Here is a 24,160-nt window from a genome sequence, read left to right on the forward strand (position 1 = left end):
ATGCGCAAGCGCACACGAGTGCTGAGCGCGCTCACCGCGGGCGGCGCCCTCCTCGCTCTCTCCGGGTGCGGTGCCGCCGACATGACCAAGCAGTCGTCCCCGTACGCCAACGCGGGCGCCAAGACCGTGACGCTCTCCGTCCAGTCCTGGGTGGGAGCCCAGGCGGACGTGGCCGTCGCCGAGTACCTGCTCGACCACGAGCTGGGCTACCGCGTCGACAAGGTCCAGATCGACGAGGTCCCGGCCTGGGACGCGCTCAGCCAGGGCCGCGTCGACGCGATCATGGAGGACTGGGGCCACCCGGATCAGGAAAAGCTCTACATCGACGACAAGAAGACGGTCGCGCGCGGCGGCGACGTCGGCGTCACCGGCCACATCGGCTGGTACGTCCCCACGTACTTCGCGAAGAAGCACCCGGACGTCACCGACTGGAAGAACCTCAACAAGTACGCCGACCAGCTCCGCACCCCGGAGAGCGGCGACAAGGGCCAGCTGATGGACGGCTCCCCGTCGTTCCTCACCAACGACAAGGCCCTCGTGAAGAACCTCGGCCTGGACTACCAGGTCGTCTTCGCGGGCTCCGAGGCGGCGCAGATCACCCAGATCAAGCAGTTCGCCAAGCAGCAGAAGCCGTTCCTGACGTACTGGTACAAGCCGCAGTGGTTGTTCGAGAAGGTGCCGATGACGGAGGTGAAGCTGCCCAAGTACAAGGAGGGCTGCGACGCCGACCCGGCGAAGATCAAGTGCGAGTACCCGCACACGCCGCTGCAGAAGTACTTCAACGCGGACTTCGCGAAGAACGGCGGCAAGGCGGCCGAGTTCCTGAAGAAGTTCCACTGGTCCGAGGCCGACCAGAACGAGGTCTCCCTCAACATCGCCGACAAGAAGATGTCCCCCCAGGACGCGGCGGAGAAGTGGGTGTCCGAGAACGAGTCCAAGTGGCGGGCCTGGATTCCGAAGTGAGCCCGATGGGTGGGTGGGACTTCTTTTCTCCCACCCACCCGTTGCTCTGCGACTAACGGAGCCCCGTGGCGAGGTCGTTCAGCTGCGCCATCGTCGCCTTCAGCAGCCCCGGGCCGAACGTGATGCGGGTGGCGCCGAGCGCGCCCAGCCTGCCGAGGTCCGAGTCCGGCCGCGCCACCACGTTCAGCGGCCCGTCGATCGACTCCCGCAGTACGGGGACGACTTCGGGCGGCGCCATGATCGGGTAGACGCAGTCGGCGCCCGCCGCGACGTAGAGCCGGGCCCTTTCGATCGCCCGCTCCGGGTCGCCGACGCCCCGCACGAAGGTGTCCACACGGGCGTTGAGGAACAGCCGGTCCCCGGCGGCGGCCCGGACCTCGGCCAGCCAATCGGCCTGCTCCTGCGGGTCCTTGAGCCCTTCGGGGGTCGAGTCCTCCAGGTTGCAGCCGACGGCCCCCGCCTCCAGGAGGCGCTCCACGATCTCCTTGGGGGCGAGCCCGTACCCGCGCTCGATGTCCGCGCTGACGGGCACGTCGACGGCCCGTACGATCCGGGCGACCGCGGCGAACATCTCGTCCGCGGGCAGCTCACCGTCCGCGTACCCCAGGGACGCCGACACCCCCGCGCTCGGCGTCGCCAGGGCCGGGAACCCCGCCTCCTCCAGGACCTTCGCGCTGGCGGCGTCCCAGGGGCCCGGCAGGACGAGGGGGTACCTCCCACGCCCTTCAGGCAGTGGGAGAGGGGCGCCGGGGGAGTGGCCGTGGTGCAGGGCGCGGAACACCGCGGCCCGGTCGGCGGCGCTCACTTCTTGAGTCCCGGCGGGGTGCGCAGGGCCACGTTGAAGCGGTTCCAGCCGTTGATGAGGGTGATCACGGCGATGAGCTGGCCGAGCTCCTCCTCGTCGAAGTGCCGGGCGGCGCGCTCGTACACGTCGTCGGGCACGAAGCCGTCGGTGAGGACGGTGACGGCCTCGGCGAGGGCGAGGGCGGCCCGCTCCTTCTCCGAGTAGTGATCGGCGGCCTCCTCCCAGGCGTTGAGGAAGTGGAGCCGCTCGTCGGTCTCGCCGGCCTCCTTGGCCTCCTTGACATGCATGTCGATGCAGAAGGCGCAGTGGTTGATCTGCGAGGAGCGCAGCTCGACCAGGTGCTTGACCTTGGGGTCGAGGCCCTTCGCCGCGGCGGCGGTCGCCTTCAGGAGGGCGGCGCGGACGTCGGGGTGGACCTTGGCAGGACGCATGGTGCGGTAACTCCTTTGTGCGGACGACGCGTTGAGAGGAGGCGATTCTTTTGGACGGTCTCCCCTTACGCGGGGCGGTGCGCGGTCGACCCCGGCGTGTAGTGGCCCGGGACCATGCGCGTGGTCACGCCGAAGCGGTTCCAGGCGTTGATGACGGTGATGGCGGAGATCAGATGCGCCAACTCCGCCTCGTCGAACTCCTTGGCGGCCTTCTCGTACACCTCGTCCGGCACGAAGCCGTCGGTGAGGACGGTGACGGCCTCGGTCAGCTCGATCGCGGCGATCTCCTTCGCCGTGTAGAAGTGCTGCGACTCCTCCCAGGCGCTGAGCTGCACGATGCGCTCGACGCTCTCGCCCGCGGCGAGTGCGTCCTTGGTGTGCATGTCCAGGCAGAAGGCGCAGTGGTTGAGCTGCGAGGCGCGGATCTTCACGAGCTCCAGGACGACCGGGTCGACGCCCTTCCGGGCGGCGGAGTCGAGCCGGACCATGGCCTTGTAGACGTCGGGGGCGAGGGTCGCGATGTTCATACGGGGGGTGTGCTCGGCGGCGTATCCGGGGTGGCTGTGGCCGCTGCCGGTGTGGTTCTCGTTCGTGTTCTCGTTCGTCGTCATGGTGCCGACTCTAGGAGCGGAATAGCCCATGGGTATGGTCCATTCCCATGGAAGAAACCTGGGCCACTTTGGGGGTCGACCTCCACCTCGACACGGCGGCGGGACAGGGGGCGCGCGGGACGGGCGTCCGCAAGAGCCTCACCGACGCCCTGCGCGAGGCGGTGCGCGGCGGCCGCCTGGCCCCCGGCACCCGGCTGCCCTCCTCCCGCTCCCTCGCCGTCGACCTGGGTCTCGCGCGCAACACGGTCGCCGACGCGTACGCGGACCTGGTGGCGGAGGGCTGGCTGACGGCGCGGCAGGGCTCGGGCACGCGGGTGGCGGAGCGGGCGGTGCCGAGCCCCGCACGGTCGGCCCGCTCGGCGCAGTCGACGGCGCCCCGGCGCAGGACGTCCGCCGCCCCCACGTACAACCTGATGCCCGGCACCCCCGACCTGGCGTCGTTCCCGCGCGGCGAGTGGCTGAAGGCGGCGCGGCGCGCCCTGGCGACGGCGCCCAACGACGCCTTCGGCTACGGCGACCCGCGCGGCCGCATCGAGCTCCGCACGGCCCTCGCGGACTACCTCTCCCGGGCGCGGGGCGTGCGCGCGGACCCCGACCGGATCGTCGTCTGCTCCGGCTTCGTGCACGGCCTGATGCTGCTGGGCGCGGTGCTGCGGCGGCGCGGGGTGCGGGACGTGGCGGTGGAGTCGTACGGCCTGGACGTGCACTGGGGCGTCCTGGCGCGGGCGGGGCTGCGGACGGTGCCGCTCGACCTGGACGAACTGGGCACGGTCACGGGGGAGTTGAGCGCGCCCGGCAACTCCTCCAAGGCGGCTCTGCTGACCCCGGCCCATCAGTTCCCGACGGGCCTTCCGCTGCACCCCGACCGCAGGGCGGAGTCGGTCGACTGGGCCCGGCGCACCGGGGGCGTGATCCTGGAGGACGACTACGACGGCGAGTTCCGCTACGACCGCCAGCCCGTCGGCGCGCTCCAGGGCCTCGACCCGGACCACGTCGTGTACCTGGGCACGGCCAGCAAGTCCCTCGCCCCCGGCCTGCGCCTCGGCTGGATGGTGCTGCCGCCGCGGCTGGCCCTGGAGGTGGCGGACGAGAAGGGCTACTCGGACTGGGCGTGCGGCGCGATGGACCAGCTGACGCTCGCGGAGTTCCTCACGTCGGGCGCCTACGACCGGCATGTGCGCGGCGCCCGCCTGCGCTACCGCCGCCGCCGGGACCAGCTGGTGGCCGCGCTGGCCGAGCAGGCGCCCGACGTCCACGCCAGCGGCATCGCGGCGGGGCTGCACGCGGTGCTCGAACTCCCGCCGGGCACCGAGCACTCGGTGGTCCAGTCCGCCGGCTGGCAGCGTCTCGCGGTCCAGGGCCTGTCCCACTTCCGCCACCCGCGGGCGACGGTGCCGGACCTGGACGCGCTGGTGGTGGGGTACGGGACGCCGGCGGATCACGCGTGGGCGGGGGCGCTGGAGGCGCTGTGCCGGGTGCTGCCGTGAGGCACACGCTGTCAGGGTCTGTCACACCCGGTCCGAGATCGCCGATCCCCTTGCACGCCGGGGGACCGATAGCGCGAAAGTGACTCTCCGTGCGCGCCGCGTCTGAAAGGGTGCGGGGATTCCGGCTTTCCCGGGACGAACGACCGTCGGGAGGGGTGCGTGCGCTCGGATCGTGGCTGGCTGCTGTTGGCGGGGACGGCCGAGGCAGCCGTCGCGGGGGGCGCAGCCGTCCACCCGGGGGGCTCGTTCTGTGTGCTGGTGGTCGGCGGGCCGCTCCTCGCGGCCTACCGGCTGACGGTCCGGGCCACGGCCGTGCTCACCCTCGTGGCGGTCCTCCTCGCCGCGGTGCTCCCGGGCGTGGCGGGCGCCGCCACCCCCTGGCCGGCCACACCCCCCGCCGCGGTGCACGTCCTGTTCGTGGCCGCGGTCGGCCTGTGGGCGGTCCTGATGGCCCACGCCCGCACGGCCTGCGAGGCCGCCCTGGCCCGGATGACCCGGATCGCCGAGCTGGCCCAGCGGGCCCTCGTACGTCCCCTGCCCGCCGAGATCGGCGGCCTCGCCCTGGCCGCGCACACCCGCTCCGCCACCGAGGGCGCCCTGCTCGGCGGCGATCTGCACGACGTCACGCTCACCGCCGCCGGCCCGCGCCTTGTCATCGGGGACGTGCGGGGGCACGGCGTGGACGCGGCCCGGGTCGGCGCGGCCGTGCTGTGCGCCTTCCGGCAGACCGCGGCCACCGAGCCCGACCTGGTCCGCCTCGCCCGTACGCTCGACCAGCGCATCCGGGCCGACCTGGGTGACGAGGACTTCGTGACCCTGCTCCTCGCCGACTTCGTGCCCGAGGGGGCCCGCCTGGTCAACTGCGGCCACCCGCCCCCGCTGCGCACGGGACGCCGCCTGGAGCTCCTCGAACCGCCCAGCCCCTCCCCGCCCCTGGGCCTGTCGCCACAGCCGTCCCTGCAGCGGATCGTGCTCAGCCCCGAACAACGGCTGCTGTTCTACACCGACGGTCTCACCGAGGCCCGGAACGACCGGGGCGTCGAGTTTCCGCTCGACCACCGGGTCGGGGCCGCCCTGGCCGCACCCCCCATCGACCAGGCTCTCGACGGCCTCCTCGACCTGTTCCACCGGCACGCCCCACCCGGCGCCGACGACGACCTGACCCTGCTCCTCGTCCAGCCCACCGTCGCACTGCTCGACGGGGCGCCCGGACGGGTGGCGGACGACCGGGGGGCGGACGACCGGGGGGCGGACGACCGGGCGGCGGAGGACGAGGGGCGGCAACCGCCGCTGCGCTCCTCGTGACGGACGCCCGCGAACGGATTACTGCCCTCCGTGACCTGCGGTCATCACAATCGGTCACTTGCCGGTGAGTACTGATCATCGATCCCGCCGCCGGGCCGGAGCCAGGAGGCTGTCTCTTTTCGGAAGGGCCGGGGAGAGGACGAGCATGACGACGCAGGGGCGATGCGCGGGCGATCTGCCCGCGGAGGCCGCGGAGCTGATCGGGCGGCGCGCGGAACTGGCGCAGGTCCGACGGCTGTTCGGCGACTCCCGGCTCGTGACGCTGACGGGCGTCGGCGGGGTGGGCAAGACACGTCTGGCGCTGCGCGCCGCGCACGCGGCACGGCCGTCCTTCCGGGACGGGGTGTGGTGGGTCGACCTCTCGGCCCTGCGGCGCGGAGCGCTGCTGGAGCACGTCATCGCCGAGGTACTGCCGCTGGCGGACCAGACGACGCGGCCGATGGCCGACGTGCTGGCCGACTATCTGGCGGACCGTGAGCTGCTGTTGGTGTTCGACACCTGTGAGCATCTGGTGGACCGGTGCGCGCCGATGGCCGAGGCGCTGCTGGCGGCGGCGCCGGGGCTGCGGATCCTGGTGACCAGCCGCCGCCCGCTGGGCCTGGGCGCGGAGCGCCTGCTGACCGTGGCGCCGCTGCCGGTGCGGGGCGAGGGCGGTCACGGAGGCGAGGCGGACGCGGTCGCCCTGCTCGCCGCCCGTGCGGCCGAGGCGGTGCCCGGGTTCGCCGTCTGCGACGCCAACCGCTCCGGCCTCGTACGCCTCTGCCACCGCCTGGACGGCCTCCCGCTCGCCATCGAGCTGGCCGCCGCCCGCCTGCGCGACCTGTCCATGGCCGAGCTGACCGCACGCCTCGACGACCGCTTCTCCGTCCTGGGCACCACCGAGGAGCTGGTGCACGAGGCCGACCCGCCGTGGCACCAGGCCCTGCGCACGGCGATCGGCTGGAGCCACGAGCTGTGCGACCCGCACGAGCGGCTGCTGTGGGCCCGGCTCTCGGTCTTCGCGGGCGGCTTCGACGCGGCGGCGGCCCGCGACGTGTGCGCCGACGCCCGGCTGCCCGAGGGCGCCATCGAGGGCCTGCTGGCCGGGCTCGCGGACAAGTCCCTGCTCACCTTCGCCCCGGGCGGCGGCTCGGGGACGCGCTACCGGATGCTGGACACCATCCGCGAGTTCGGCGCCTGCTGGCTGCGCAGCCTGGGCGAGGAACGCACCCTGCGCCACCGCCACCTGGAGCACTACCGGACCTTGGCCCACCGGGCGGACGCCGCCTGGATGGGGCCGGATCAACTCGTCTGGTACGAGCGGACGGTCGCCGAGCACGCCAACCTCCGCGCCGCCCTCGACCTCTGCCTCGCGGAACGGGACGGGGGCACCGCCGCGGAGCTGGGCGGGACGCTGTGGTTCCTCTGGTTCGCCTGTGGCTTCGTCCGGGAAGGCCGGCACTACCTCGACCAGGTCCTGGCCCTCGACGACACCCCCGCACCGGCCCGTGCGCGAGCCCTGTTCGCCCGTGGCATCGTCGCCGCCGCCCAGGGCGACACGGAGACCATCGCCGCCGTCGCCGCCGCCTTCCGCGAGGCCACCGCGGACGACACCGACGAGACCAGCCCGGTCGCCGCGGCCATTCTCGAAGGCCAGGCTCTCGCACTGAGCGGTCAACTGACGCGCGCCGTCGAGGTGTTCGGCACGACACCGCGCCGTCCCGCGGACGGCGGGCGCTACCACGAGGCGTGGTTCCTTGCCGTGGCCGGACGGGCCGTCGTCCACAACTTCATCGGGGAGTTCACCGAAGCCATGGCCGCCGCCGACGAGGTGGCCTCCGAGTGCGCCCGGCGCGGTGAGACCTGGGCCCACGCCTGGGCCGACTACATGCGCGCCCTCGCGGCGCTCGGACTGGGGCGGGTGGAGGAGGCCGCGGCCCGGGCCCGCACCGCCCTCGACGGCAAGCGCCGCTTCCGGGACCATCTCGCCATCGCCATGGCCATCGACGTGCTCGCCTCCGCCGCCGTCGCCGCCGGGCAGGCCGAGTGCGCCGCCCGGCTCCTCGGCATCGCCGAGCAGACTTGGCACGCCATCGGCACCCCTCAGATGGGCGTGGACGGACTCGTCGGCGCGCGCATCGCGACCGAGAAGCAGGCCCGCGGCCTCATCGGCGACGACGCCTACCGCACCGCCTTCGACACCGGCTACGCCGCCGCCCCCGACGCCGCCCTCGCCTACGCCCTCACGCCCCCACCCGCCCCGGCCCCCTGAGGGCCTGCCCTTCACCCCTCGCCCGCCCCGGCCCCCTGAGGGCCTGCCCTTCACTCCTCGCCCGCCCCGGCCCGGTCCTCTGAGGGCCTGCCCTTCAGCCCCCGCCCGCGTCCCGACGCCCGGCACGCACGCTCACCGCACGGCGTCCGCCGCCTGCTCCGCGGGCGCCTCCCCGAAGCGCGCCAGCGCCAGCGCCCCCACCACCGCCACCACAAACCCCAGCACCGCCAGCCACCCCAGGCCCTCCCGCGTCCGGTCACCCAGCCACACCACGCCCACCAGCGCCGGACCGACCGTCTCGCCGATGACCATCCCGGCCGTCGCCGTCGTCACCGACCCCCGCTGCAGCGCCGACGTGAGCAGCAGGAACGCCGCGCCACCACCCACGAGCAGGGCGTACGTCGCGGGATTGGAGAGCAGCGCACCCGGCGAGACGTCGTCGATGAGGCGCACCGTCACCTCCACCACGCCGAAGCCGCACCCCGCCCCCAGACCCAGCGCCAGCGCACGCCCCCGGTCGGGAAGCCTGCCCGCCACCGCACCGAGCAGCAGCACGGCCACCGCGACCCCGAGCATCGCGTACCGCAGCGTCGCCGACCCGCCGTGCTCGCCCTCGTCGCCGGAGGCCAGCCCCAGCATCGCCAGACCCGCGCAGACGACCCCCACGGCACCCCACTCCACCCCGCTCAGCCGCACGTGCAGCAGCCGCGCCGCCACCACCGCCGTGACCGCCAGCGAGGCCGCGAGCGCCGCCCCCACCGCGTAGATGGGGATCGATCTGAGCGCGACGATCTGGAGGAGGAAGCCGAGGCCGTCCAGGGCGAGGCCGAGCAGGTAGCGCCACTGGCGTGCCGCGCGCAGCAGCAGCGCCGGGTCGACGCCGGAGCCGGAGCCGGGCGCCGTGGAGCGGGTGGCGACCGCCTGGAAGACGGAGGCCGTACCGAAGCAGACCGCGGAACCCAGTGCGCAAATCATCCCAAGGGGCATGAAGGGACAGTAGTTGAGGCTGAGGCCCAGGGGGCGCCCGGCGGGCCCGCCCGGGCGTTGCCTACCCTCACGCACCATGACCGAAGTCCCGACGCCGACGCCGGCGCCGACCCCAGCCCCGGCCTCACGCCGCCGGATGCGCTCAAGCACCGTCGCCCTCGGCGGCATGGGCGTGCTCGCCGCGGCCCTCACATCCTGCGGCTCCGACCCGGACCGCCGCTGCGTGGACCGCGACAGCTACAACTTCACCGACGGCTACCGCATCGTGAGCGACAGCAACTGCGCGTCGGGCGCGCAGGGCTCATCGTCGTCCCGCAAGGGTTCCCCGGGGTCCTTCGGCACCGGCAGGCAGGGCCGCGTGGACGCCGCCTGGTACTACGACGCGGACGTCACCGGCCGCCGCGCGGACGACGGCACGTTCAGCCGCAGCGAGGCTGTGGACAGGAACGGCTTCGGCTGCTCGGGCAGCGGCGGCGGCTGAACGAACAGAGAGCCAGAGACAACCGCACCCCCATGAAACGCCACACCACCACCCCCCGCCCCGGCTGGCAGCAGACAGTCGAGGACCAGGGCCTCATCTACCCGCTCACCCGCTACCCGGACGACACGCTGCGCCCGTACTGGGACGAGTCCGCGTACTACGTCTTCTCGCTGCCCGAGGTGGAGGCGCTGGAGGAGGTGGTCGAGGAACTGCACGCGATGTGTCTCGCGGCGGCGGAGCACCTGGTCAGCCGCGACCGGCTGGCGGAGGACCTGGGCATCACCGACCCCCGCCTCACCGCGCTCGTCAAGGAGTCCTGGCGCCGCAGGGCGGAACTCCCGTCCCTCTACGGCCGGTTCGACCTGCGGTACGACGGGACGGGCCCGGCGAAGCTCCTCGAGTACAACGCGGACACCCCGACCTCCCTCGTCGAGGCGGCCAGCCCCCAGTGGTTCTGGATGGAGGAGCGCTTCCCGGGCGCCGACCAGTGGAACTCCCTCCACGAGCGCCTGGTCGAAGCCTGGCGGAAGCAGGCCGAGCTGCTCCCGCCGGGCAGCCCCCTCTACTTCGCGCACTCCGCGGGCGACGAGCTCGGCGAGGACCTGATGACGGTCGCGTATCTGCGGGAGACGGCCGACCAGGCGGGCCTGGCCACGGAGTCCATCTCGATGGAGGACATCGGCTGGGACGGTCTCTCCGGCCGCTTCGTCGACAAGAAGCTCCGCTTTGTGCGCAGTTGCTTCAAGCTCTACCCCTGGGAGTGGCTGGCCACGGACCGCTTCGGCCCGCACGTCCTGGACACCCTGGACAACGGCGGCGGCACGGGCAGCACGCTGTGGATCGAACCCGCCTGGAAGATGCTGCTGTCCAACAAGGCGCTGCTCGCGGTCCTCTGGGAGCTGTATCCGGGCCACCCGAACCTGCTCCCCGCCTACCTGGACGGCCCGCGCGACCTCGCCGCCACGACGGGCTGGGTCGCCAAGCCCCTCCTGGGCCGGGAGGGCGCGGGGGTGACGGTCCACGACCCGGGTGCCCCCGCCGCCGTACGCGAAGAGCCCTGCTGCTACCAGGAGTTGGCGCCGCTGCCGGACTTCGACGGCAACCGCACGGTGCTGGGCGCGTGGGTCGTCGAGGGGGAGGCGGCGGGCCTCGGCATCCGGGAGTCCGCGGGCCTGATCACGGACGAGTACGCCCGTTTCCTGCCCCACGTGATCCTCTGACCGCCGGAGAATTCTTTGAACTCCCCGGCGGAGACGTCCCGTTGTGCGCCGCATACCCTGCACCCATGGACGACAGGATCAATACAAGCCAGCCGCACACGGCGCGCATCTGGAACTACTGGCTCGGCGGCAAGGACAACTACGAGGTGGACCAGGCGGCGGGCGACCAGATCCGCGAGCTCCACCCCGGCATCGGGGAGTACGCCCGCGCCGACCGGGTCTTCCTCGGCCGCGCGGTGCAGCACCTGGTGGCGAAGGAGGGCATACGGCAGTTCCTGGACATCGGTACGGGCCTGCCCACCGCCGACAACACCCACGAGGTGGCCCAGCGCCTCGCCCCGGAGTCCCGCGTCGTCTACGTGGACAACGACCCGCTGGTCCTCGTCCACGCCCGCGCGCTGCTCACCAGCACCCCCGAGGGCCGCACCGACTACCTCGACCAGGACCTGCGCGACGTCGACGTGATCCTCGAACAGGCCGCGAAGACCCTGGACTTCAGCAAGCCCGTCGCCCTGATCCTGCTCGGCGTCGTCATCTTCCTCGACGACGACTCCGAGGCGTACGGCGTCGTGCGGCGCGTCATGGACGCCCTGCCGTCCGGCAGCCACCTCGTCCTCAGCCACACCATCACCCGGCCGGACATGCCCGACGTGGACGCCGCCGTCGCGTTCTGGAACGAGCACGGCACCCCGAAGCTCACCCAGCGCACCCCCGAGCAGATCACCCGGTTCTTCGACGGCCTTGACCTCCTCGAACCGGGCGTCGTGTCGTGCAACAAGTGGCGTGCGGACGCCGCCGAGGGTCCGCTGGAGGACGTGGCGATGTTCGGCGGCGTCGCACGCAAAGCCTGAACCGGCAGCCGGTCAGCTGAGGACGGCCCGCAGCTGGTCGAGCCCCCAGTCCAGGTCCTCCTTGCTGATCACCAGGGGCGGCGCGAGCCGGATCGTGGACCCGTGGGTGTCCTTCACCAGGACGCCCCGGTCCATCAGCTTCTGCGAGATGTCCCGCCCCGTCCCGTACGCGGGGCTGATGTCGACCCCGGCCCACAGCCCGCGCCCGCGCACCGCCGTGACCTTCCCGGTGCCGGTGAGCAGCCCCAGCTCGGCGTGCAGGTGCTCGCCCAACTCGGTGGCGCGGGCCTGGAATTCGCCGGTGGAGAGCATGTCGACGACCTCCAGGCCGACCGCGCAGGCGAGCGGGTTGCCGCCGAAGGTCGAGCCGTGCTCGCCGGGGTGGAAGACGCCGAGCACGTCGGCGTCGGCCACCACCGCGGAGACCGGCACGACGCCGCCGCCGAGCGCCTTGCCGAGCAGGTACACGTCGGGCACCACGCCCTCGTGCTCACAGGCGAAGGTGCGCCCGGTGCGGCCGAGGCCGGACTGGATCTCGTCCGCCATGAAGAGCACGTTCCGCTCCCGCGTCAACTCCCGTACGGCCGCGAGGTATCCGGGCGGCGGCACCAGGACGCCCGCCTCGCCCTGGATGGGTTCGAGCAGCACGGCCACCGTGTTCTCGTCGACGGCCGCCCGCAGCGCCTCCGTGTCGCCGTACGGGACGATCTCGAAGCCCGGCGTGTAGGGGCCGAAGTCGGCGCGCGCCTCGGGGTCGGTGGAGAAGCTGACGATGGTCGTGGTGCGGCCGTGGAAGTTGTCGGCCGCCACGACGATCTTCGCCCGCCCGTCCGGCACGCCCTTGACCCGGTAGCCCCACTTCCGCGCCGTCTTCACGGCCGTCTCGACCGCCTCGGCGCCGGTGTTCATGGGCAGCACCATCTCCTTGCCGCACAGCTCGGCCAGGCGCGTGCAGAACGCCGCGAACCGGTCGTGGTGGAAGGCCCGCGAGGTCAGCGTGACCTGGTCGAGCTGGGCCTTCGCGGCCTCGACGAGGCGGCGGTTGCCGTGTCCGAAGTTGAGCGCCGAGTACCCGGCGAGCATGTCGAGGAAGCGGCGCCCCTCGACGTCGGTCATCCATGCGCCGTCGGCCGAGGCGATCACGACGGGCAGCGGGTGGTAGTTGTGGGCGCTGTGGGCTTCGGCCTGGGCGATGAGGGCTTCCGTAGCGGACACGGGGTCTCCGTTCTTCGGCACACACGGCGGATGGGAGGCGGGGCTCGTGGCCCAATTCCTATCGTCGCTCGCATCGCGGACAGGGAAACCTGCCGTACCGGCGCGCCCGTTACTGTGTTCTCACCGGCAGGGCGACTGGCGTACGGGGAACCGACCCCGAGGGAGCCCCGCCATGGGTAAGACCTTCGAGGTGCCGCCCGCCTGGGCACCCCGGGAGCACGTCACGTACGGACACGACCTGACCGCATGCCCCGGAGGCCACCACCATGACTCTCCCCTTGTCGCACCCCGCCCTCGCCGCCGAGGACCCCGAGCTCGCCGGCCTCGTCGGCGCCGAGGAGCAGCTCCAGGCGGAGACGCTGCGCCTGATCCCCAGCGAGAACTACGTCTCCACGGCCGTCCTCGAGGCCACCGGCACGGTCCTGCAGAACAAGTACAGCGAGGGCTACCCGGGCCGCCGCTACTACGAGGGCCAGCAGGTCATCGACCAGGTGGAGCGGCTCGCCCAGGACCGCGCCAAGGCCGTCTTCGGCGTCGACCACGCCAACGTCCAGCCCTACTCCGGCTCCCCGGCCAACCTCGCCGTCTACCTGGCCTTCGCCGAGCCCGGCGACACCGTGATGGGCATGGCCCTGCCGATGGGCGGCCACCTCACGCACGGCTGGGGCGTCTCGGCGACCGGCAAGTGGTTCCAGGGAGTGCAGTACGGGGTGCGGCAGGACACCGGGCTCGTCGACCTCGACGAGGTGCGCGACCTGGCCCTCAAGGAGCGCCCGAAGCTGATCTTCTGCGGTGGCACCGCGCTGCCCCGCACCATCGACTTCGCGGGCTTCGCGGAGATCGCCCGCGAGGCCGGGGCCGTCCTCGTCGCGGACATCGCCCACATCGCGGGCCTGGTCGCGGGCGGCGCCCACCCCTCGCCCGCCGAGCACGCCGATGTGATCTCCACGACCACCCACAAGACCCTGCGCGGCCCGCGCGGCGCCCTGCTGATGTCCCGCGAGGAGCACGCCAAGGCCATCGACAAGGCCGTCTTCCCCGGGCTCCAGGGCGGCCCGCACAACCACACCACCGCAGCGATCGCCGTCGCCCTGCACGAGGCGGCGAGGCCGGACTTCCGCACCTACGCGCACGCCGTGGTCGCCAACGCCAAGGCCCTCGCCGACGCCCTCCTCGCGCGCGGCTTCGACCTTGTCTCCGGCGGCACCGACAACCACCTGATCCTGATGGACCTCACCCCCAAGGACGTCCCCGGCAAGGTGGCCGCGAAGGCGCTCGACCGGGCCGGGATCGTCGTGAACTACAACACCGTCCCGTACGACCCGAGGAAGCCCTTCGACCCCTCCGGCGTCCGCATCGGCACCCCGTCCCTCACCTCGCGGGGCCTCACCGCCGACCACATGCCGACCGTCGCCGAGTGGATCGACCGGGGCGTCACCGCAGCTCGTGCGGGTGACGAAGAGACCCTCACCAAGATCAGGGCCGAAGTGGCGGACCTGATGCGGTCGTTCCCGGCGCCGGGCCTGCCCACGGACTGAGCCGACGGCCGGGCGGGGAACAGGCGCCGAACCGGTACGGGCCGTCCCGCACCTGTTCCGCACCTGTTCCCCACCTGTCGCAGTCACCTGAGAGAATGCTGAGCATGGCCACAGACCGCCCGCCCGTCTCCCACCACCACCCTCAGGGGAATGGCTCCGCCATGCAGCGTCTCCCGCGAGTACTCTCCGGAATCCAGCCCACCGCAGGCTCGTTCCACCTCGGCAACTACCTCGGCGCGGTGCGCCAGTGGGTGGCGCTGCAGGAGTCCCACGACGCCTTCTACATGGTGGTGGACCTGCACGCGATCACGGTCCCGCAGGACCCGAAGGAGCTGCGCGCCAACACCCGGCTCGCGGCGGCCCAGCTCCTGGCCGCCGGGCTCGACCCGCAGCGCTGCACCCTCTTCGTGCAGAGCCACGTCCCCGAGCACGCCCAGCTCGCCTGGGTCATGAACTGCCTGACGGGCTTCGGCGAGGCGTCCCGCATGACGCAGTTCAAGGACAAGGCCAGCCGGCACGGCGCGGACCGCGCCTCCGTCGGCCTGTTCACGTACCCGGTCCTGCAGGTCGCCGACATCCTCCTGTACCAGGCCGACCAGGTCCCGGTCGGCGAGGACCAGCGCCAGCACGTGGAGCTGACCCGCGACCTCGCCGAGCGGTTCAACGGTCGCTACGGGGACACGTTCACGGTCCCGCAGCCGTACATCCTCAAGGAGACGGCGAAGATCTTCGACCTCCAGGACCCGTCGATCAAGATGAGCAAGTCGGCGTCGACGCCGAAGGGCGTGGTCAGCCTCCTCGACGAGCCGAAGGCGACCGCGAAGAAGGTCAAGAGCGCCGTCACGGACACCGGCAGCGAGATCGTCTACGACGCCGAGAACAAGCCGGGCGTCAGCAACCTCCTCTCCATCTACTCCACGCTCACGGGCACCGGTATCGCGGAACTGGAGCAGAAGTACACCGGCAAGGGCTACGGTGCGCTGAAGACGGACCTCGCCGAGGTCATGGTCGACTTCGTGACCCCGTTCCGGGACCGCACCCAGCAGTACCTGGACGACCCGGAGACGCTCGACCAGATCCTGGCCAAGGGCGCAGAGAAGGCGCGCGCCGTCGCCGCGGAGACCCTCGCCGAGACCTACGACAAGGTGGGCTTCGTGCCCGCCAAGCACTGAGCGCCCCTGCCGCCGCTGCCAAGAGACAGCACGGCGCGCGGCATCATCACGGCACAAGCCATCACGAGGAACGGGAGTACGACGTGGGGACCGTAACGATCGGCGTCTCGATCGCGGTCCCGGAGCCTCACGGCAGCCTGCTCCAGGAGCTGCGCGCGGGCTTCGGCGACCCCGCGGCACACGGCATCCCCACCCACGTCACGCTGGTCCCGCCGACCGAGGTGGATGCCGGGGCGCTGCCCGCGGTGGAGGCGCACCTGGTCTCCGTCGCCGCGGGCGCGCGCCCCTTCCCGATGCGCCTGTCCGGCACGGGCACGTTCCGCCCGCTCTCTCCCGTCGTGTACGTGCGGGTGGTGACGGGCGGCTCGGCCTGCGCCTGGCTCCAGGAGCGGGTCCGGGACGCGTCCGGCCCGATCGTCCGTGAACTGCAGTTCCCGTACCACCCGCACGTCACCGTCGCGCACGGCATCTCCGAGGAGGCGATGGACCGGGCGTACGAGGAGCTGGCGGACTACGAGGCGGAGTGGCCGTGCACCGGCTTCGCCCTGTACGAGCAGGGCGCCGACGGCGTCTGGCGCAAGCTGCGCGAGTTCGCCTTCGGCGGCGGGGGCCCGATCGTCCCGCCCCAGGCCCAGGCACCGGCGGCCCGGGGCACCCTGCCCGCGCGCTGAGCGGGCGGGCCCGCCACCGCCTATACGGGCAGCTTGCGGAACACCGGCCTCGGCACATGCCGCAGCGCCGACATGACGACCCGCAGCGCCCCCGGCACCCACACGGTCTCCGACCGCCGCCGGAGCCCGTTCTCGATGGCCTCCGCGACGGCGTCCGGCGTCGTCGCCATCGGGGCCTCCTCCATCCCGGCGGTCATCTTCGACCGTACGAAGCCGGGCCGCACGACCATCACATGCACCCCGGTCCCGTGCAGGGCGTCACCGAGCCCCTGCGCGAAGGCGTCGAGGCCCGCCTTGCTGGAGCCGTAGATGAAGTTGGAGCGGCGGGCGCGCTCGCCCGCGACGGAGGAGAGCACGACGAGGGAGCCGTGCCCCTGCGACTGCAGCGCCCGCGCGCACACGAGGCCCGCCGAGACGGCGCCCGTGTAGTTGGTCTGGGCGACCCGCACGGCGGAGAGGGGCTCGTCCTCGTCCCTGGCCTGGTCGCCGAGGATCCCGAAGGCGAGCAGCACCATGTCGATGTCGCCCTCCGCGAAGACCTTGCCGAGGGCGGCCTCGTGGGACTCGGCGTCGAGCGCGTCGAAGGGGACGGTGCGGACGTCGGCGCCCATGTCGCGCAGGGCGGCGGCGGACTTGTCCAGGGCGGGGGAGGGGCGTCCGGCGAGCCAGACGGTGCGGGTGCGGCGGGCGACGAGGCGGCGGGCGGTGGCGAGGCCGATCTCGGAGGTGCCGCCGAGGAGGAGCAGGGACTGGGGGGTGCCGAAGGCGTCTTTCATGTGCGGGCTCCTGGTGGCCGGGGCTGCGGAAGGGAGAGGGGTCAGAGGCTCAGCCGACGCGAAAGGTCAGACCGGAACACCCCCCGCGGGTCCAACTCCGAGCGCAGCGCGCGGAAATCACCCAGGCGCGGATACATCGCCGCCAGCATCTCCGGCCGCACCCGCGAGTCCTTCGCCAGATAGATGCGCCCGTCCGCTCCCGCCACTTCCTCGTCCAGCTCGTCCAGGAACCCCCCGAGTCCGGGCAGGTTCGCCGGGATGTCGAGGGCCAGCGTCCACCCGGGCATGGGGAAGGAGAGCCACCCCGGGTCGCCGCCCCCGAACCGCTTCAGGACCGCGAGGAACGAGGGGCAGCCCCGCTCGGAGATCCGCCGCACGATCCTCCGCAGCGCCTCCTCCTTGCCGTACCCGACGACGAATTGGTACTGGACGAAGCCGCTGCGGCCGTAGATGCGGTTCCAGTGCGGGACGCCGTCCAGCGGGTGGAAGAAGGTGGACATCTTCTGGAGCTCGCCGGTCCGCGAGCGCGGCGCCTTCCGGTACCAGAGCTCGTTGAAGAGTCCGACCGACTTCTTCCCCAGCAGCCCCTCCGGTACGAAGGAGGGCGCGGCCGGGAGCTGCCCCGGCCGGAAGCCGAGCGGAGCCTTCCGCGCCCGCCCCGTCAGCGCGTCCAGCGGCGCGTGGTCGCCGCGCGTCAGGACCGAGCGCCCCATGGCGGCGCCGCGTGCCAGCAGGTCGATCCACGCGACCGAGTAGCGGTAGCGGTGGTCCGTCGCGGTGAGGCGGGCCATCAAGTCGTCGAGGTCCGTGGCCCGTTCCGTGTCGACCGTCATCAAGGACGTCTCCACCGGCTGGAGTTGGATCGTCGCCGTGAGGATGACGCCGGTCAGGCCCATGCCGCCCGCCGTCGCGTCGAAGAGGTCGCTGCCCCGCTCCACCGTGCGGACCGAGCCGTCGGCGGTGAGCAGGTCGAGGGAGTGGACGTGGCGGGAGAAGGAGCCCGACACGTGGTGGTTCTTGCCGTGGATGTCCGCGCCGATCGCGCCGCCCACCGTCACATAGCGGGTCCCTGGCGTCACCGGCACGAACCAGCCGAGGGGGAGCAGGACTTCCATCAGGCGGTGGAGCGAGACCCCCGCGTCGCAGACGACGGTGCCTGCGTCGGCGTCGATCGCGTGCACGCGGTCCATCGCCGTCATGTCGAAGACGGCGCCGCCCGCGTTCTGTGCCGCGTCCCCGTACGCCCGGCCGAGGCCCCGGGCGATGCCGCCCCGCTCCCCGCAGGCGCGCAGCGCCGCCGCCGCCTCTTCCGGTGAGCGGGGCCTGACCATGCGGGCGGTGGTGGGGGCGGTGCGGCCCCAGCCGGAGACGGACGCGACATCGGAAGCAGGCGTGGGAACGGGCATGGCAGCGACCGTATCGCCCGCACAAGGGTGCTTCGCTCTAAACCGTCCACCCCCTCACCGAAATGGGTGATTGAGGGAGTGTCACCCAACATTGCCGTAATTGTTGGGTCGTTGCCCGGAAGAGTCGGGATGTCCGGCTCTCTGGAGTACTCCCAACGCCCCCCGAAAATGAGGCCACATGCACGACATGGACCACCGGTTGCTGTCGGCCCTGCACGACTGCGGCGCCAACCCCCGGGTGGCGGCGGCCGCGCGGGCCCTGTCCTGGAGCGGTGAGCACGGCGCGCTCTGGCTCGCCGCCGGGCTCGCGGGCGCCGCGCTCGACCGGGAGCGGCGCGGCGCCTGGCTGCGCGGCACGGCTCTGACGGCGGCGGCGCACCTCGCCAGCATGGGGGTGAAGCGGGTGGTGCGGCGGCCGCGGCCGGGGAGCGACGGCAGCCCCGTCGACGTCAAGCCGCTGGTGCGGACCGCCGGACGGCACTCCTTCCCCAGCTCGCACGCCACCTCGGCGGCGGCCGCCGCGGTCGCCTACGGCGCGCTCCGGCCCGTCGGCGCCCAGCTCGTGCCGCCGCTCGCCGCCGCGATGTGCGTGTCCCGGATGGTCGTCGGCGTCCACTACCCGAGCGATGTCGCGGCGGGCGCGGCGCTCGGCGCGCTCACCGCGCGCGTGGGTGCCTCCTGGATGCGGGCGGGGGGTGTCGTCAACCATGGCTGAGCGCACCGCACTTCTGCACCGCCCGGTCCCGCCGCAGCGGCCGAAGCCGGGGGCCGTCAGCCTGCCGCTCGGGCTGCTCAAGACCGCGCGGCCCCGCCAGTGGGTCAAGAACGTCCTGGTCATCGCCGCCCCGGCGGCCGCGGGCGAGCTCTTCGCCCGCCACACCCTGATCCAACTGGCGCTGGTCTTCACGCTGTTCACGGCCGCCGCGTCCGCCGTCTACCTCATCAACGACGCCCGGGACGCCGAGGCCGACCGCGCCCACCCCACCAAGTGCCGCCGCCCGGTGGCCGCCGGACAGGTGCCGGTCCCCGTCGCGTACGGCGTCGGCGGCGCCCTCGCCGTCCTCGCGCCCGCCGCCGCCTTCGCCCTGTGCACCCCGCTCACGGGCGCGCTCCTCGCCGCGTACGTGGGCATGCAACTCGCGTACTGCGTCAGCCTGAAGCACGTCCTCGTCGTCGACCTCACCATCGTCACGACCGGGTTCCTGATGCGCGCCATGATCGGGGGCGTCGCGCTCGGCATCCCGCTGTCGCGCTGGTTCCTGATCACCACCGGCTTCGGCGCGCTCTTCATGGTCTCCGCCAAGCGGTACTCCGAAGCCGTGCAGATGGCCGACGCGGCGCCCGAGAAGCTGGGCGCGACCCGGGCGCTGCTCACCGAGTACACCACCGGCTATCTGCGCTTCGTCTGGCAGCTCGCCGCCGGGGTGGCCGTCCTCGCGTACTGCCTGTGGGCCATGGAGGAGGGCGGCACCGCCAACGGCAGCCTGCTGCCCTGGCGTCAGCTCTCCATGGCGGCCTTCATCCTCGCCGTCCTGCGCTACGCGGTCTTCGCCGACCGGGGCACCGCGGGCGAGCCCGAGGACGTCGTCCTGCGCGACCGGGCGCTGGCCATCATCGGCCTGGTGTGGCTGGCGATGTACGGGCTCGCGGTCGCGGACTGGTGAGCGCCGTCGCCGTCCGGGAGCGGCTGCGGGCCCTCGGCCCCGAGCTGCTCGGCTTCGCCACCGCCGGAGTCCTCGCCTACGCCGCCGACCTCGGCCTCTTCGTCTGGCTGCGCGGGCCCGTCGGCCTCGACCCGCTCACCGCCAAGGCCCTGTCGTTCCTGGCCGGTTGCTCGGTGGCGTACGCGGGCAACGCGCTCGGCACCTACCGGAACAAGACCGCGGCCGTCTCCCGGCTCCGCCAGTACGGGATCTTCTTCGCCGTGAACATCGCGGGCGCCCTCGTGCAGCTCCTGTGCATCGCCGTGTCGCACTATGGACTCGGGCTCACCTCGCAGCGCGCGGACACCGTCTCGGGGGCCGGAATCGGCATGGCGCTCGCCACTGTTCTGCGCTTTTGGGGTACTCGCACCTTGGTTTTCCGCACACAGAACAGACAGGCGTCATGGACTGGTTGAAGAAACTCCCCGGGATCGGTCCGCTCGTCACGCGGCTGATGGAGACCCACGCGTGGCACGCCTACGAGCGGCTCGACCAGGTGCGCTGGAGCCGCCTCGCCGCGGCCATGACCTTCATCAGCTTCCTCGCGCTCTTCCCGCTGCTCACGGTCGCCGCCGCGGTCGCCGCGGCCACCCTCAGCACGGCGCAGCGGCACAAGCTCGACAGCAAGATCTCCGAACAGGTCCCGGGCATCTCCGACCAGCTGAACCTGGACGCGCTGTTCGCCAACGCCGGCACCGTCGGCCTCGTCGCGGGCGCCCTCCTGCTGCTCACCGGCGTCAACTGGGTCGGTTCGATAAGGGAATGCCTGCGCTCGGTGTGGGAGCTGGAGGACGAGGAGGAGAACCCGTTCCTGCGCAAGCTCAAGGACACGGGCGTGCTGCTCGGGCTCGGCGGCGCCGGTCTTGCCTCGCTCGTCGCCTCCATGCTCGCCTCCACCGCGGTCGGGTGGATGGCGGGCCGGCTCGGCGTCAGCGAGGACGGCTGGGGCGGCTTCCTGCTCCAGGCGGTCGCCTTCGCCATCGCCGTCCTCGCGGACTTCCTGCTGCTCCTGTACGTGCTGACGCTGCTGCCCGGCGTGCAGCCGGGCCGCCGCGAGCTGGTCACGGCGGGCCTGATCGGCGCCGCCGGCTTCGAGCTCCTGAAGCTGCTGCTCGGCAGCTACATGAAGGGGGTGGCGGCGAAGAGCATGTACGGAGCCTTCGGTGTGCCGATCGCGCTGCTGCTGTGGATCAACTTCACCGCGAAGCTCGTCCTGTTCTGCGCCGCCTGGACCGCGACCCCCCGCGTCAGCCCCGGCGACCGGAGCGACGCCGCACCAGCTCCGGCAGCGGCCACCGGCGGTTGATCAGGAAGACACCACCCGCGAGCAGCACCAGCACCCCGCCGGTGATCCCGAGGGCGACCCCCATGCCCCCGGAGTTGTCGTCCGAGGAGCTCGCGACCGTCTTCGCCGAGTCCGAGCCGTCCTTGCCCGCGCCCGGAGCACCCTTGCCCGCACCGGTCCTGGCGCCCTTCGGCGGGACCAGCTCGCCGACCGGGTCGACCTTGCCGGAGGCCGCGAAGCCCCAGTCGAGGAGGCGGGCGGTCTCCTTGTAGACGGCGTGCGGCTCACCGGAGGACGGGTTCATGACGGTGACGAGCAGCACCTTGCCGCCCCGTTCGGCGACGCCGGTGAAGGTCGTGCCCGCGTTGGTGGTGGAGCCGTTCTTGACGCCCGCGATGCCCTTGTACCGGCTGACGCCGTCCAGGCCGGTGAGCAGCCGGTTGGTGTTCTGGATGCCGAAGGACTCGCGCTTCGTCTTCCCCGTCTTCTTGTCCTTCTTGGTCGCGCCGGGGAACTTGGCGGTCGCCGTCGAGCAGTACTCGCGGAAGTCCTTCTTCTGCAGCCCGGAGCGGGCGAAGAGCGTCAGGTCGTACGCGGAGGAGACCTGGCCCTTCTCGTCGTAGCCGTCCGGCGTGACCACGTGCGTGTCGAGGGCCTGCAGCGACTCGGCGTGCGCCTGCATGTCCTTGACGGTCTCCTTGACGCCGCCGTTCATCGCGGACAGGACGTGCACCGCGTCGTTGCCGGAGCGCAGGAAGACGCCGAGCCACAGGTCGTGGACCGTGTACGTCTCGTTCTCCTTGACGCCGACCATGCTGGAGCCCGCGCCGATGCCGTCGAAGTCGGAGAGCTTGGTCTTGTGCTTCAGGTTCTTGGGGAACTTCGGCAGAACCGTATCTGCGAAGAGCATTTTGAGGGTGCTCGCGGGGGCGAGGCGCCAGTGCGCGTTGTGCGAGGCGAGCACGTCGCCGGTCTCCGCGTCCGAGACGATCCACGACCGCCCCGACAGGTCCTTCGGCAGGACGGGCGCGCCGGACTTCAGCCGCACCTGGGTGCCGGGCTTGCCGAGTTGGGCGCCGCCGACCGTCGACATCGATTTCGGCGGCTGGGGCTTGTCCTTGTCGCCGCCCGGTTTGCCGTCCGCGAGTGCGGGAGCCGCGGTGGAGACGGTGAGCAGGGCTGCGGAGGCGACCAGCAGAGCGGTCCTCTGGGCCCTCTGGGTCTTCTTTGTCTTCTTAACGGCGGACACGGACGAGAACGTACAGGGCGCAACTATGGAAGTCGTCGCCGCGGTCGGCTGTGTCTCCTGCTCCCCACCCCGGCGGCGGTGCGCCACGGAGGCTCGCGATACTGAACGCATGAAGCTCAGCCGCCCGGTCTCCTGGTTCCTGCTCGCCTTCGGCGTGTGGAGCTGGTTCATCTGGATCACTTTCGTCAAGAACCTGTGGAAGGACGGCAGCGGTCTCGCCTTCGATGACGCAGACAACCCGACCGGGTACTTCTGGGTGCATCTGACGCTCGCCGTTGTCTCCTTTGTCTTGGGGACGGTGGTCGGGACCATTGGGTTGCGTGGGCTGCGCGCCTTGCGCCGAACGTCATAGCCGTGGTCGTCCTCGCCCTCCTCGCGGGCCTTGTCGCGCTCGCGGTCCTCGCCGCGCTGCACTGGTACGCCTGGCGCCGCCTGTTCCGTGACACCACGTCCCGCCCCGGCATCCGGCGCGCGGGCGCCGTCCTCCTCGCCGCCGGCCTGGTGCTGATGATCGGCGCCGTCGTGGTGGAGCGGGCGGGCGCGCCGTTCTGGCTCCAGCGGGCGGTGGCGTGGCCCGGGTTCCTGTGGACGGCGGTCTCCCTCTACCTGGTCCTCGCGCTGGTGGTGGGAGAGGCGGTGCGGCCGCTGCTGCTGCGGTGGACGGCCGCGCGGGCGCGGGGGCGTCAGCCCGTACGGGAAGAGGCGGAACCGGAGGGGAGCGCGGAGACCACCGGACCCGCGGAACCCGAGGCGGGCGCGGGCGCGGCCGAGCCGTCGCGGCGGGTCTTCGTCTCCCGGGTCGTGGGCGGGGCGGCGGCCGCCGTCGCCGTCGGGACCGTGGGGTACGGCACGTACGGGGTGCTGCGCGGGCCGACCGTGAAGCGGGTGACCGTGCCGCTGGCCAAGCTGCCGCGCGCGGCGCACGGGTTCCGGATCGCCGTGGTCAGCGACGTCCACCTGGGCCCGGTGCTCGGGCGCGGCTTCGCGCAGCGCGTGGTGGACGTCGTCAACTCCACGCAGCCCGACCTGATCGCGGTCGTCGGGGACCTGGTGGACGGCAGCGTCGAGGATCTGCGCCCGGCCGCCGCACCCCTGCGCGGCCTGCGCGCGCGGCACGGCAGCTTCTTCGTCACCGGCAACCACGACTACTACTCGGGCGCGGACGCCTGGGTGGACGAGGTCCGCGAGCTCGGCCTGCACCCGCTGCGCAACGCCCGCGTCGAGCTCGGCGCCTTCGACCTGGCGGGCGTCGACGACGTGGCGGGCGAGAGCGAGGGGCACGGGCCCGACTTCGCGGCGGCCCTCGGCGACCGGGACCGCGCGCGGGCCGCCGTCCTCCTCGCCCACCAGCCCGTCGTCATCCACGACGCGGTGCGGCACGGCGTCGACCTGCAGCTCTCCGGGCACACCCACGGCGGCCAGCTGTGGCCGGGCAACTACCTCGCCGAGCTGGCCAATCCGACGGTCGCCGGGCTGGAGCGGTACGAGGACACACAGCTGTACGTGTCCCGGGGCGCGGGGGCCTGGGGGCCGCCGACGCGGGTGGGGGCGCCGTCCGACGTGACGGTCGTGGAGCTGGCCTCGCGCCAGGCGTGAGGGCGTCAACTGGCCTATGTCAGCGGCAGGTTCGGACCTGGCCGGATCGCGGCACGGCCTCCGGCAAGCGTGTGACAAGGCGAGCTTTCCCCGCGCAGCATCTTGTGTAGGACGTGTGTGCGGTTTTTGATGCTTTCTCCATGACGTGGTGTGCCGG

24 protein-coding genes and 1 riboswitch are annotated in these 24,160 nt (G+C 72.4%); of the genes, 16 read left to right on the forward strand and 8 right to left on the reverse strand.

Annotated features, from left to right (window positions below; all coding sequences use genetic code 11):
* A complete protein-coding gene (locus tag ACQB60_RS35800; protein WP_496930289.1) occupies positions 1-963 on the forward strand; it encodes an ABC transporter substrate-binding protein in 963 nt (320 codons plus the stop codon).
* A gap of 52 nt (positions 964-1,015) precedes the next feature.
* On the opposite strand, the gene ACQB60_RS35805 is transcribed toward ACQB60_RS35800, so the two are convergent.
* From ACQB60_RS35805 to ACQB60_RS35815, 3 genes are all read right to left on the reverse strand, one after another.
* Positions 1,016-1,768: an isocitrate lyase/PEP mutase family protein gene (locus ACQB60_RS35805; protein ID WP_496930290.1), complete on the reverse strand. Its 753-nt coding sequence runs from the start codon at positions 1,766-1,768 to the stop codon at positions 1,016-1,018.
* Positions 1,765-2,199: a carboxymuconolactone decarboxylase family protein gene (locus tag ACQB60_RS35810; protein WP_496930291.1), complete on the reverse strand. Its 435-nt coding sequence runs from the start codon at positions 2,197-2,199 to the stop codon at positions 1,765-1,767. Before ACQB60_RS35810 ends, ACQB60_RS35805 begins: the two co-directional genes overlap by 4 nt.
* A gap of 65 nt (positions 2,200-2,264) precedes the next feature.
* The gene (locus ACQB60_RS35815) at positions 2,265-2,810 is read right to left on the reverse strand and encodes a carboxymuconolactone decarboxylase family protein (RefSeq protein ID WP_496930292.1); all 546 of its coding nucleotides are present in this window, start codon (positions 2,808-2,810) and stop codon (positions 2,265-2,267) included.
* 47 nt (positions 2,811-2,857) lie between these two features.
* Here ACQB60_RS35815 and pdxR point away from each other — a divergent pair, with 47 nt between their 5' ends.
* The 3 genes from pdxR to ACQB60_RS35830 all read left to right on the forward strand — a co-directional run bounded on the left by pdxR (position 2,858) and on the right by ACQB60_RS35830 (position 7,853).
* Positions 2,858-4,297 carry a MocR-like pyridoxine biosynthesis transcription factor PdxR gene (gene pdxR, locus ACQB60_RS35820; RefSeq protein WP_496930293.1) on the forward strand — a complete coding sequence of 480 codons (1,440 nt, stop codon included), beginning with the start codon at positions 2,858-2,860 and terminating at the stop codon, positions 4,295-4,297.
* Between the two features lie 159 nt (positions 4,298-4,456).
* A complete protein-coding gene (locus tag ACQB60_RS35825) occupies positions 4,457-5,602 on the forward strand; it encodes a PP2C family protein-serine/threonine phosphatase (protein WP_496930294.1) in 1,146 nt (381 codons plus the stop codon).
* A 145-nt stretch (positions 5,603-5,747) separates the two neighbouring features.
* The gene (locus ACQB60_RS35830; protein ID WP_496930295.1) at positions 5,748-7,853 is read left to right on the forward strand and encodes an ATP-binding protein; all 2,106 of its coding nucleotides are present in this window, start codon (positions 5,748-5,750) and stop codon (positions 7,851-7,853) included.
* A 132-nt stretch (positions 7,854-7,985) separates the two neighbouring features.
* On the opposite strand, the gene ACQB60_RS35835 is transcribed toward ACQB60_RS35830, so the two are convergent.
* Positions 7,986-8,828 (reverse strand): DMT family protein, encoded by an 843-nt coding sequence (locus tag ACQB60_RS35835; RefSeq protein ID WP_496930357.1) that lies wholly within the window; start codon positions 8,826-8,828, stop codon positions 7,986-7,988.
* 88 nt (positions 8,829-8,916) lie between these two features.
* Here ACQB60_RS35835 and ACQB60_RS35840 point away from each other — a divergent pair, with 88 nt between their 5' ends.
* The 3 genes from ACQB60_RS35840 (at position 8,917) to ACQB60_RS35850 (ending at position 11,392) form a co-directional block, all read left to right on the forward strand.
* Entirely contained in the window at positions 8,917-9,321 is a 405-nt protein-coding gene (locus tag ACQB60_RS35840) for a hypothetical protein (RefSeq protein ID WP_496930296.1), read from the forward strand.
* A 32-nt stretch (positions 9,322-9,353) separates the two neighbouring features.
* Positions 9,354-10,541 (forward strand): glutathionylspermidine synthase family protein, encoded by a 1,188-nt coding sequence (locus ACQB60_RS35845; RefSeq protein WP_496930297.1) that lies wholly within the window; start codon positions 9,354-9,356, stop codon positions 10,539-10,541.
* Positions 10,542-10,606: 65 nt separating this feature from the next.
* On the forward strand, positions 10,607-11,392 hold the full coding sequence (locus tag ACQB60_RS35850) for an SAM-dependent methyltransferase (RefSeq protein WP_496930298.1): 786 nt from the start codon (positions 10,607-10,609) through the stop codon (positions 11,390-11,392).
* 12 nt (positions 11,393-11,404) lie between these two features.
* On the opposite strand, the gene rocD is transcribed toward ACQB60_RS35850, so the two are convergent.
* The gene (gene rocD / locus ACQB60_RS35855) at positions 11,405-12,607 is read right to left on the reverse strand and encodes an ornithine--oxo-acid transaminase (RefSeq protein ID WP_496930299.1); all 1,203 of its coding nucleotides are present in this window, start codon (positions 12,605-12,607) and stop codon (positions 11,405-11,407) included.
* Positions 12,608-12,728: 121 nt separating this feature from the next.
* Positions 12,729-12,821: riboswitch (ZMP/ZTP riboswitch) on the forward strand.
* A gap of 52 nt (positions 12,822-12,873) precedes the next feature.
* Between rocD and glyA the strand changes: the two genes are divergently transcribed.
* The 3 genes from glyA to ACQB60_RS35870 all read left to right on the forward strand — a co-directional run bounded on the left by glyA (position 12,874) and on the right by ACQB60_RS35870 (position 15,988).
* Positions 12,874-14,145, forward strand: a complete 1,272-nt coding sequence (glyA, locus tag ACQB60_RS35860) for a serine hydroxymethyltransferase (protein ID WP_496930300.1) — start codon at positions 12,874-12,876, stop codon at positions 14,143-14,145.
* 161 nt (positions 14,146-14,306) lie between these two features.
* Complete coding sequence (gene trpS / locus ACQB60_RS35865; protein ID WP_496930358.1) at positions 14,307-15,317, forward strand: tryptophan--tRNA ligase; 1,011 nt, start codon at positions 14,307-14,309, stop codon at positions 15,315-15,317.
* Between the two features lie 83 nt (positions 15,318-15,400).
* Positions 15,401-15,988 (forward strand): 2'-5' RNA ligase family protein, encoded by a 588-nt coding sequence (locus ACQB60_RS35870; RefSeq protein WP_496930301.1) that lies wholly within the window; start codon positions 15,401-15,403, stop codon positions 15,986-15,988.
* A 20-nt stretch (positions 15,989-16,008) separates the two neighbouring features.
* On the opposite strand, the gene dprE2 is transcribed toward ACQB60_RS35870, so the two are convergent.
* Entirely contained in the window at positions 16,009-16,764 is a 756-nt protein-coding gene (dprE2, locus tag ACQB60_RS35875; RefSeq protein WP_384845875.1) for a decaprenylphospho-beta-D-erythro-pentofuranosid-2-ulose 2-reductase, read from the reverse strand.
* Positions 16,765-16,805: 41 nt separating this feature from the next.
* Positions 16,806-18,170: a decaprenylphosphoryl-beta-D-ribose oxidase gene (gene dprE1 / locus ACQB60_RS35880; protein WP_496930302.1), complete on the reverse strand. Its 1,365-nt coding sequence runs from the start codon at positions 18,168-18,170 to the stop codon at positions 16,806-16,808.
* Between the two features lie 178 nt (positions 18,171-18,348).
* Here dprE1 and ACQB60_RS35885 point away from each other — a divergent pair, with 178 nt between their 5' ends.
* The 4 genes from ACQB60_RS35885 to ACQB60_RS35900 are packed head-to-tail and all read left to right on the forward strand — an operon-like array spanning position 18,349 to position 21,179.
* Positions 18,349-18,885 (forward strand): phosphatase PAP2 family protein, encoded by a 537-nt coding sequence (locus tag ACQB60_RS35885; protein WP_496930303.1) that lies wholly within the window; start codon positions 18,349-18,351, stop codon positions 18,883-18,885.
* Positions 18,878-19,834, forward strand: a complete 957-nt coding sequence (locus ACQB60_RS35890) for a decaprenyl-phosphate phosphoribosyltransferase (protein WP_496930304.1) — start codon at positions 18,878-18,880, stop codon at positions 19,832-19,834. Before ACQB60_RS35885 ends, ACQB60_RS35890 begins: the two co-directional genes overlap by 8 nt.
* Entirely contained in the window at positions 19,831-20,289 is a 459-nt protein-coding gene (locus tag ACQB60_RS35895) for a GtrA family protein (protein WP_496930305.1), read from the forward strand. Before ACQB60_RS35890 ends, ACQB60_RS35895 begins: the two co-directional genes overlap by 4 nt.
* On the forward strand, positions 20,277-21,179 hold the full coding sequence (locus ACQB60_RS35900) for a YihY/virulence factor BrkB family protein (RefSeq protein WP_496930306.1): 903 nt from the start codon (positions 20,277-20,279) through the stop codon (positions 21,177-21,179). Before ACQB60_RS35895 ends, ACQB60_RS35900 begins: the two co-directional genes overlap by 13 nt.
* Here ACQB60_RS35900 and ACQB60_RS35905 read toward each other — a convergent pair.
* The gene (locus tag ACQB60_RS35905; RefSeq protein ID WP_496930307.1) at positions 21,121-22,407 is read right to left on the reverse strand and encodes a D-alanyl-D-alanine carboxypeptidase family protein; all 1,287 of its coding nucleotides are present in this window, start codon (positions 22,405-22,407) and stop codon (positions 21,121-21,123) included. The two genes, ACQB60_RS35900 and ACQB60_RS35905, sit on opposite strands and share 59 nt — an antisense overlap.
* Before the next feature lie 109 nt (positions 22,408-22,516).
* Between ACQB60_RS35905 and ACQB60_RS35910 the strand changes: the two genes are divergently transcribed.
* Both ACQB60_RS35910 and ACQB60_RS35915 read left to right on the forward strand, forming a co-directional pair.
* Positions 22,517-22,759: an SCO4848 family membrane protein gene (locus ACQB60_RS35910; protein ID WP_384845861.1), complete on the forward strand. Its 243-nt coding sequence runs from the start codon at positions 22,517-22,519 to the stop codon at positions 22,757-22,759.
* A 2-nt stretch (positions 22,760-22,761) separates the two neighbouring features.
* The gene (locus ACQB60_RS35915; RefSeq protein WP_496930308.1) at positions 22,762-24,003 is read left to right on the forward strand and encodes a metallophosphoesterase; all 1,242 of its coding nucleotides are present in this window, start codon (positions 22,762-22,764) and stop codon (positions 24,001-24,003) included.
* The last annotated feature ends 157 nt before the right edge of the window (positions 24,004-24,160 follow it).

This window comes from Streptomyces odontotermitis, assembly GCF_050510915.1.
Taxonomy (GTDB): Bacteria; Actinomycetota; Actinomycetes; order Streptomycetales; family Streptomycetaceae; genus Streptomyces.

What these genes read in the sequence shown, in the direction of transcription:
- trpS (WP_496930358.1), top strand. Translation starts at nt 14,307, where the DNA reads ATGCAGCGTCTCCCGCGAGTACTCTCCGGAATCCAGCCCACCGCAGGC.
- ACQB60_RS35800 (WP_496930289.1), top strand. Translation starts at nt 1, where the DNA reads ATGCGCAAGCGCACACGAGTGCTGAGCGCGCTCACCGCGGGCGGCGCC.
- ACQB60_RS35910 (WP_384845861.1), top strand. Translation starts at nt 22,517, where the DNA reads ATGAAGCTCAGCCGCCCGGTCTCCTGGTTCCTGCTCGCCTTCGGCGTG.
- ACQB60_RS35840 (WP_496930296.1), top strand. Translation starts at nt 8,917, where the DNA reads ATGACCGAAGTCCCGACGCCGACGCCGGCGCCGACCCCAGCCCCGGCC.
- ACQB60_RS35850 (WP_496930298.1), top strand. Translation starts at nt 10,607, where the DNA reads ATGGACGACAGGATCAATACAAGCCAGCCGCACACGGCGCGCATCTGG.
- ACQB60_RS35815 (WP_496930292.1), bottom strand. Translation starts at nt 2,810, where the DNA reads ATGACGACGAACGAGAACACGAACGAGAACCACACCGGCAGCGGCCAC.
- ACQB60_RS35830 (WP_496930295.1), top strand. Translation starts at nt 5,748, where the DNA reads ATGACGACGCAGGGGCGATGCGCGGGCGATCTGCCCGCGGAGGCCGCG.
- ACQB60_RS35900 (WP_496930306.1), top strand. Translation starts at nt 20,277, where the DNA reads ATGGACTGGTTGAAGAAACTCCCCGGGATCGGTCCGCTCGTCACGCGG.
- glyA (WP_496930300.1), top strand. Translation starts at nt 12,874, where the DNA reads ATGACTCTCCCCTTGTCGCACCCCGCCCTCGCCGCCGAGGACCCCGAG.
- dprE1 (WP_496930302.1), bottom strand. Translation starts at nt 18,170, where the DNA reads ATGCCCGTTCCCACGCCTGCTTCCGATGTCGCGTCCGTCTCCGGCTGG.
- ACQB60_RS35885 (WP_496930303.1), top strand. Translation starts at nt 18,349, where the DNA reads ATGCACGACATGGACCACCGGTTGCTGTCGGCCCTGCACGACTGCGGC.
- dprE2 (WP_384845875.1), bottom strand. Translation starts at nt 16,764, where the DNA reads ATGAAAGACGCCTTCGGCACCCCCCAGTCCCTGCTCCTCCTCGGCGGC.
- pdxR (WP_496930293.1), top strand. Translation starts at nt 2,858, where the DNA reads ATGGAAGAAACCTGGGCCACTTTGGGGGTCGACCTCCACCTCGACACG.
- ACQB60_RS35835 (WP_496930357.1), bottom strand. Translation starts at nt 8,828, where the DNA reads ATGATTTGCGCACTGGGTTCCGCGGTCTGCTTCGGTACGGCCTCCGTC.
- ACQB60_RS35810 (WP_496930291.1), bottom strand. Translation starts at nt 2,199, where the DNA reads ATGCGTCCTGCCAAGGTCCACCCCGACGTCCGCGCCGCCCTCCTGAAG.
- ACQB60_RS35890 (WP_496930304.1), top strand. Translation starts at nt 18,878, where the DNA reads ATGGCTGAGCGCACCGCACTTCTGCACCGCCCGGTCCCGCCGCAGCGG.
- ACQB60_RS35845 (WP_496930297.1), top strand. Translation starts at nt 9,354, where the DNA reads ATGAAACGCCACACCACCACCCCCCGCCCCGGCTGGCAGCAGACAGTC.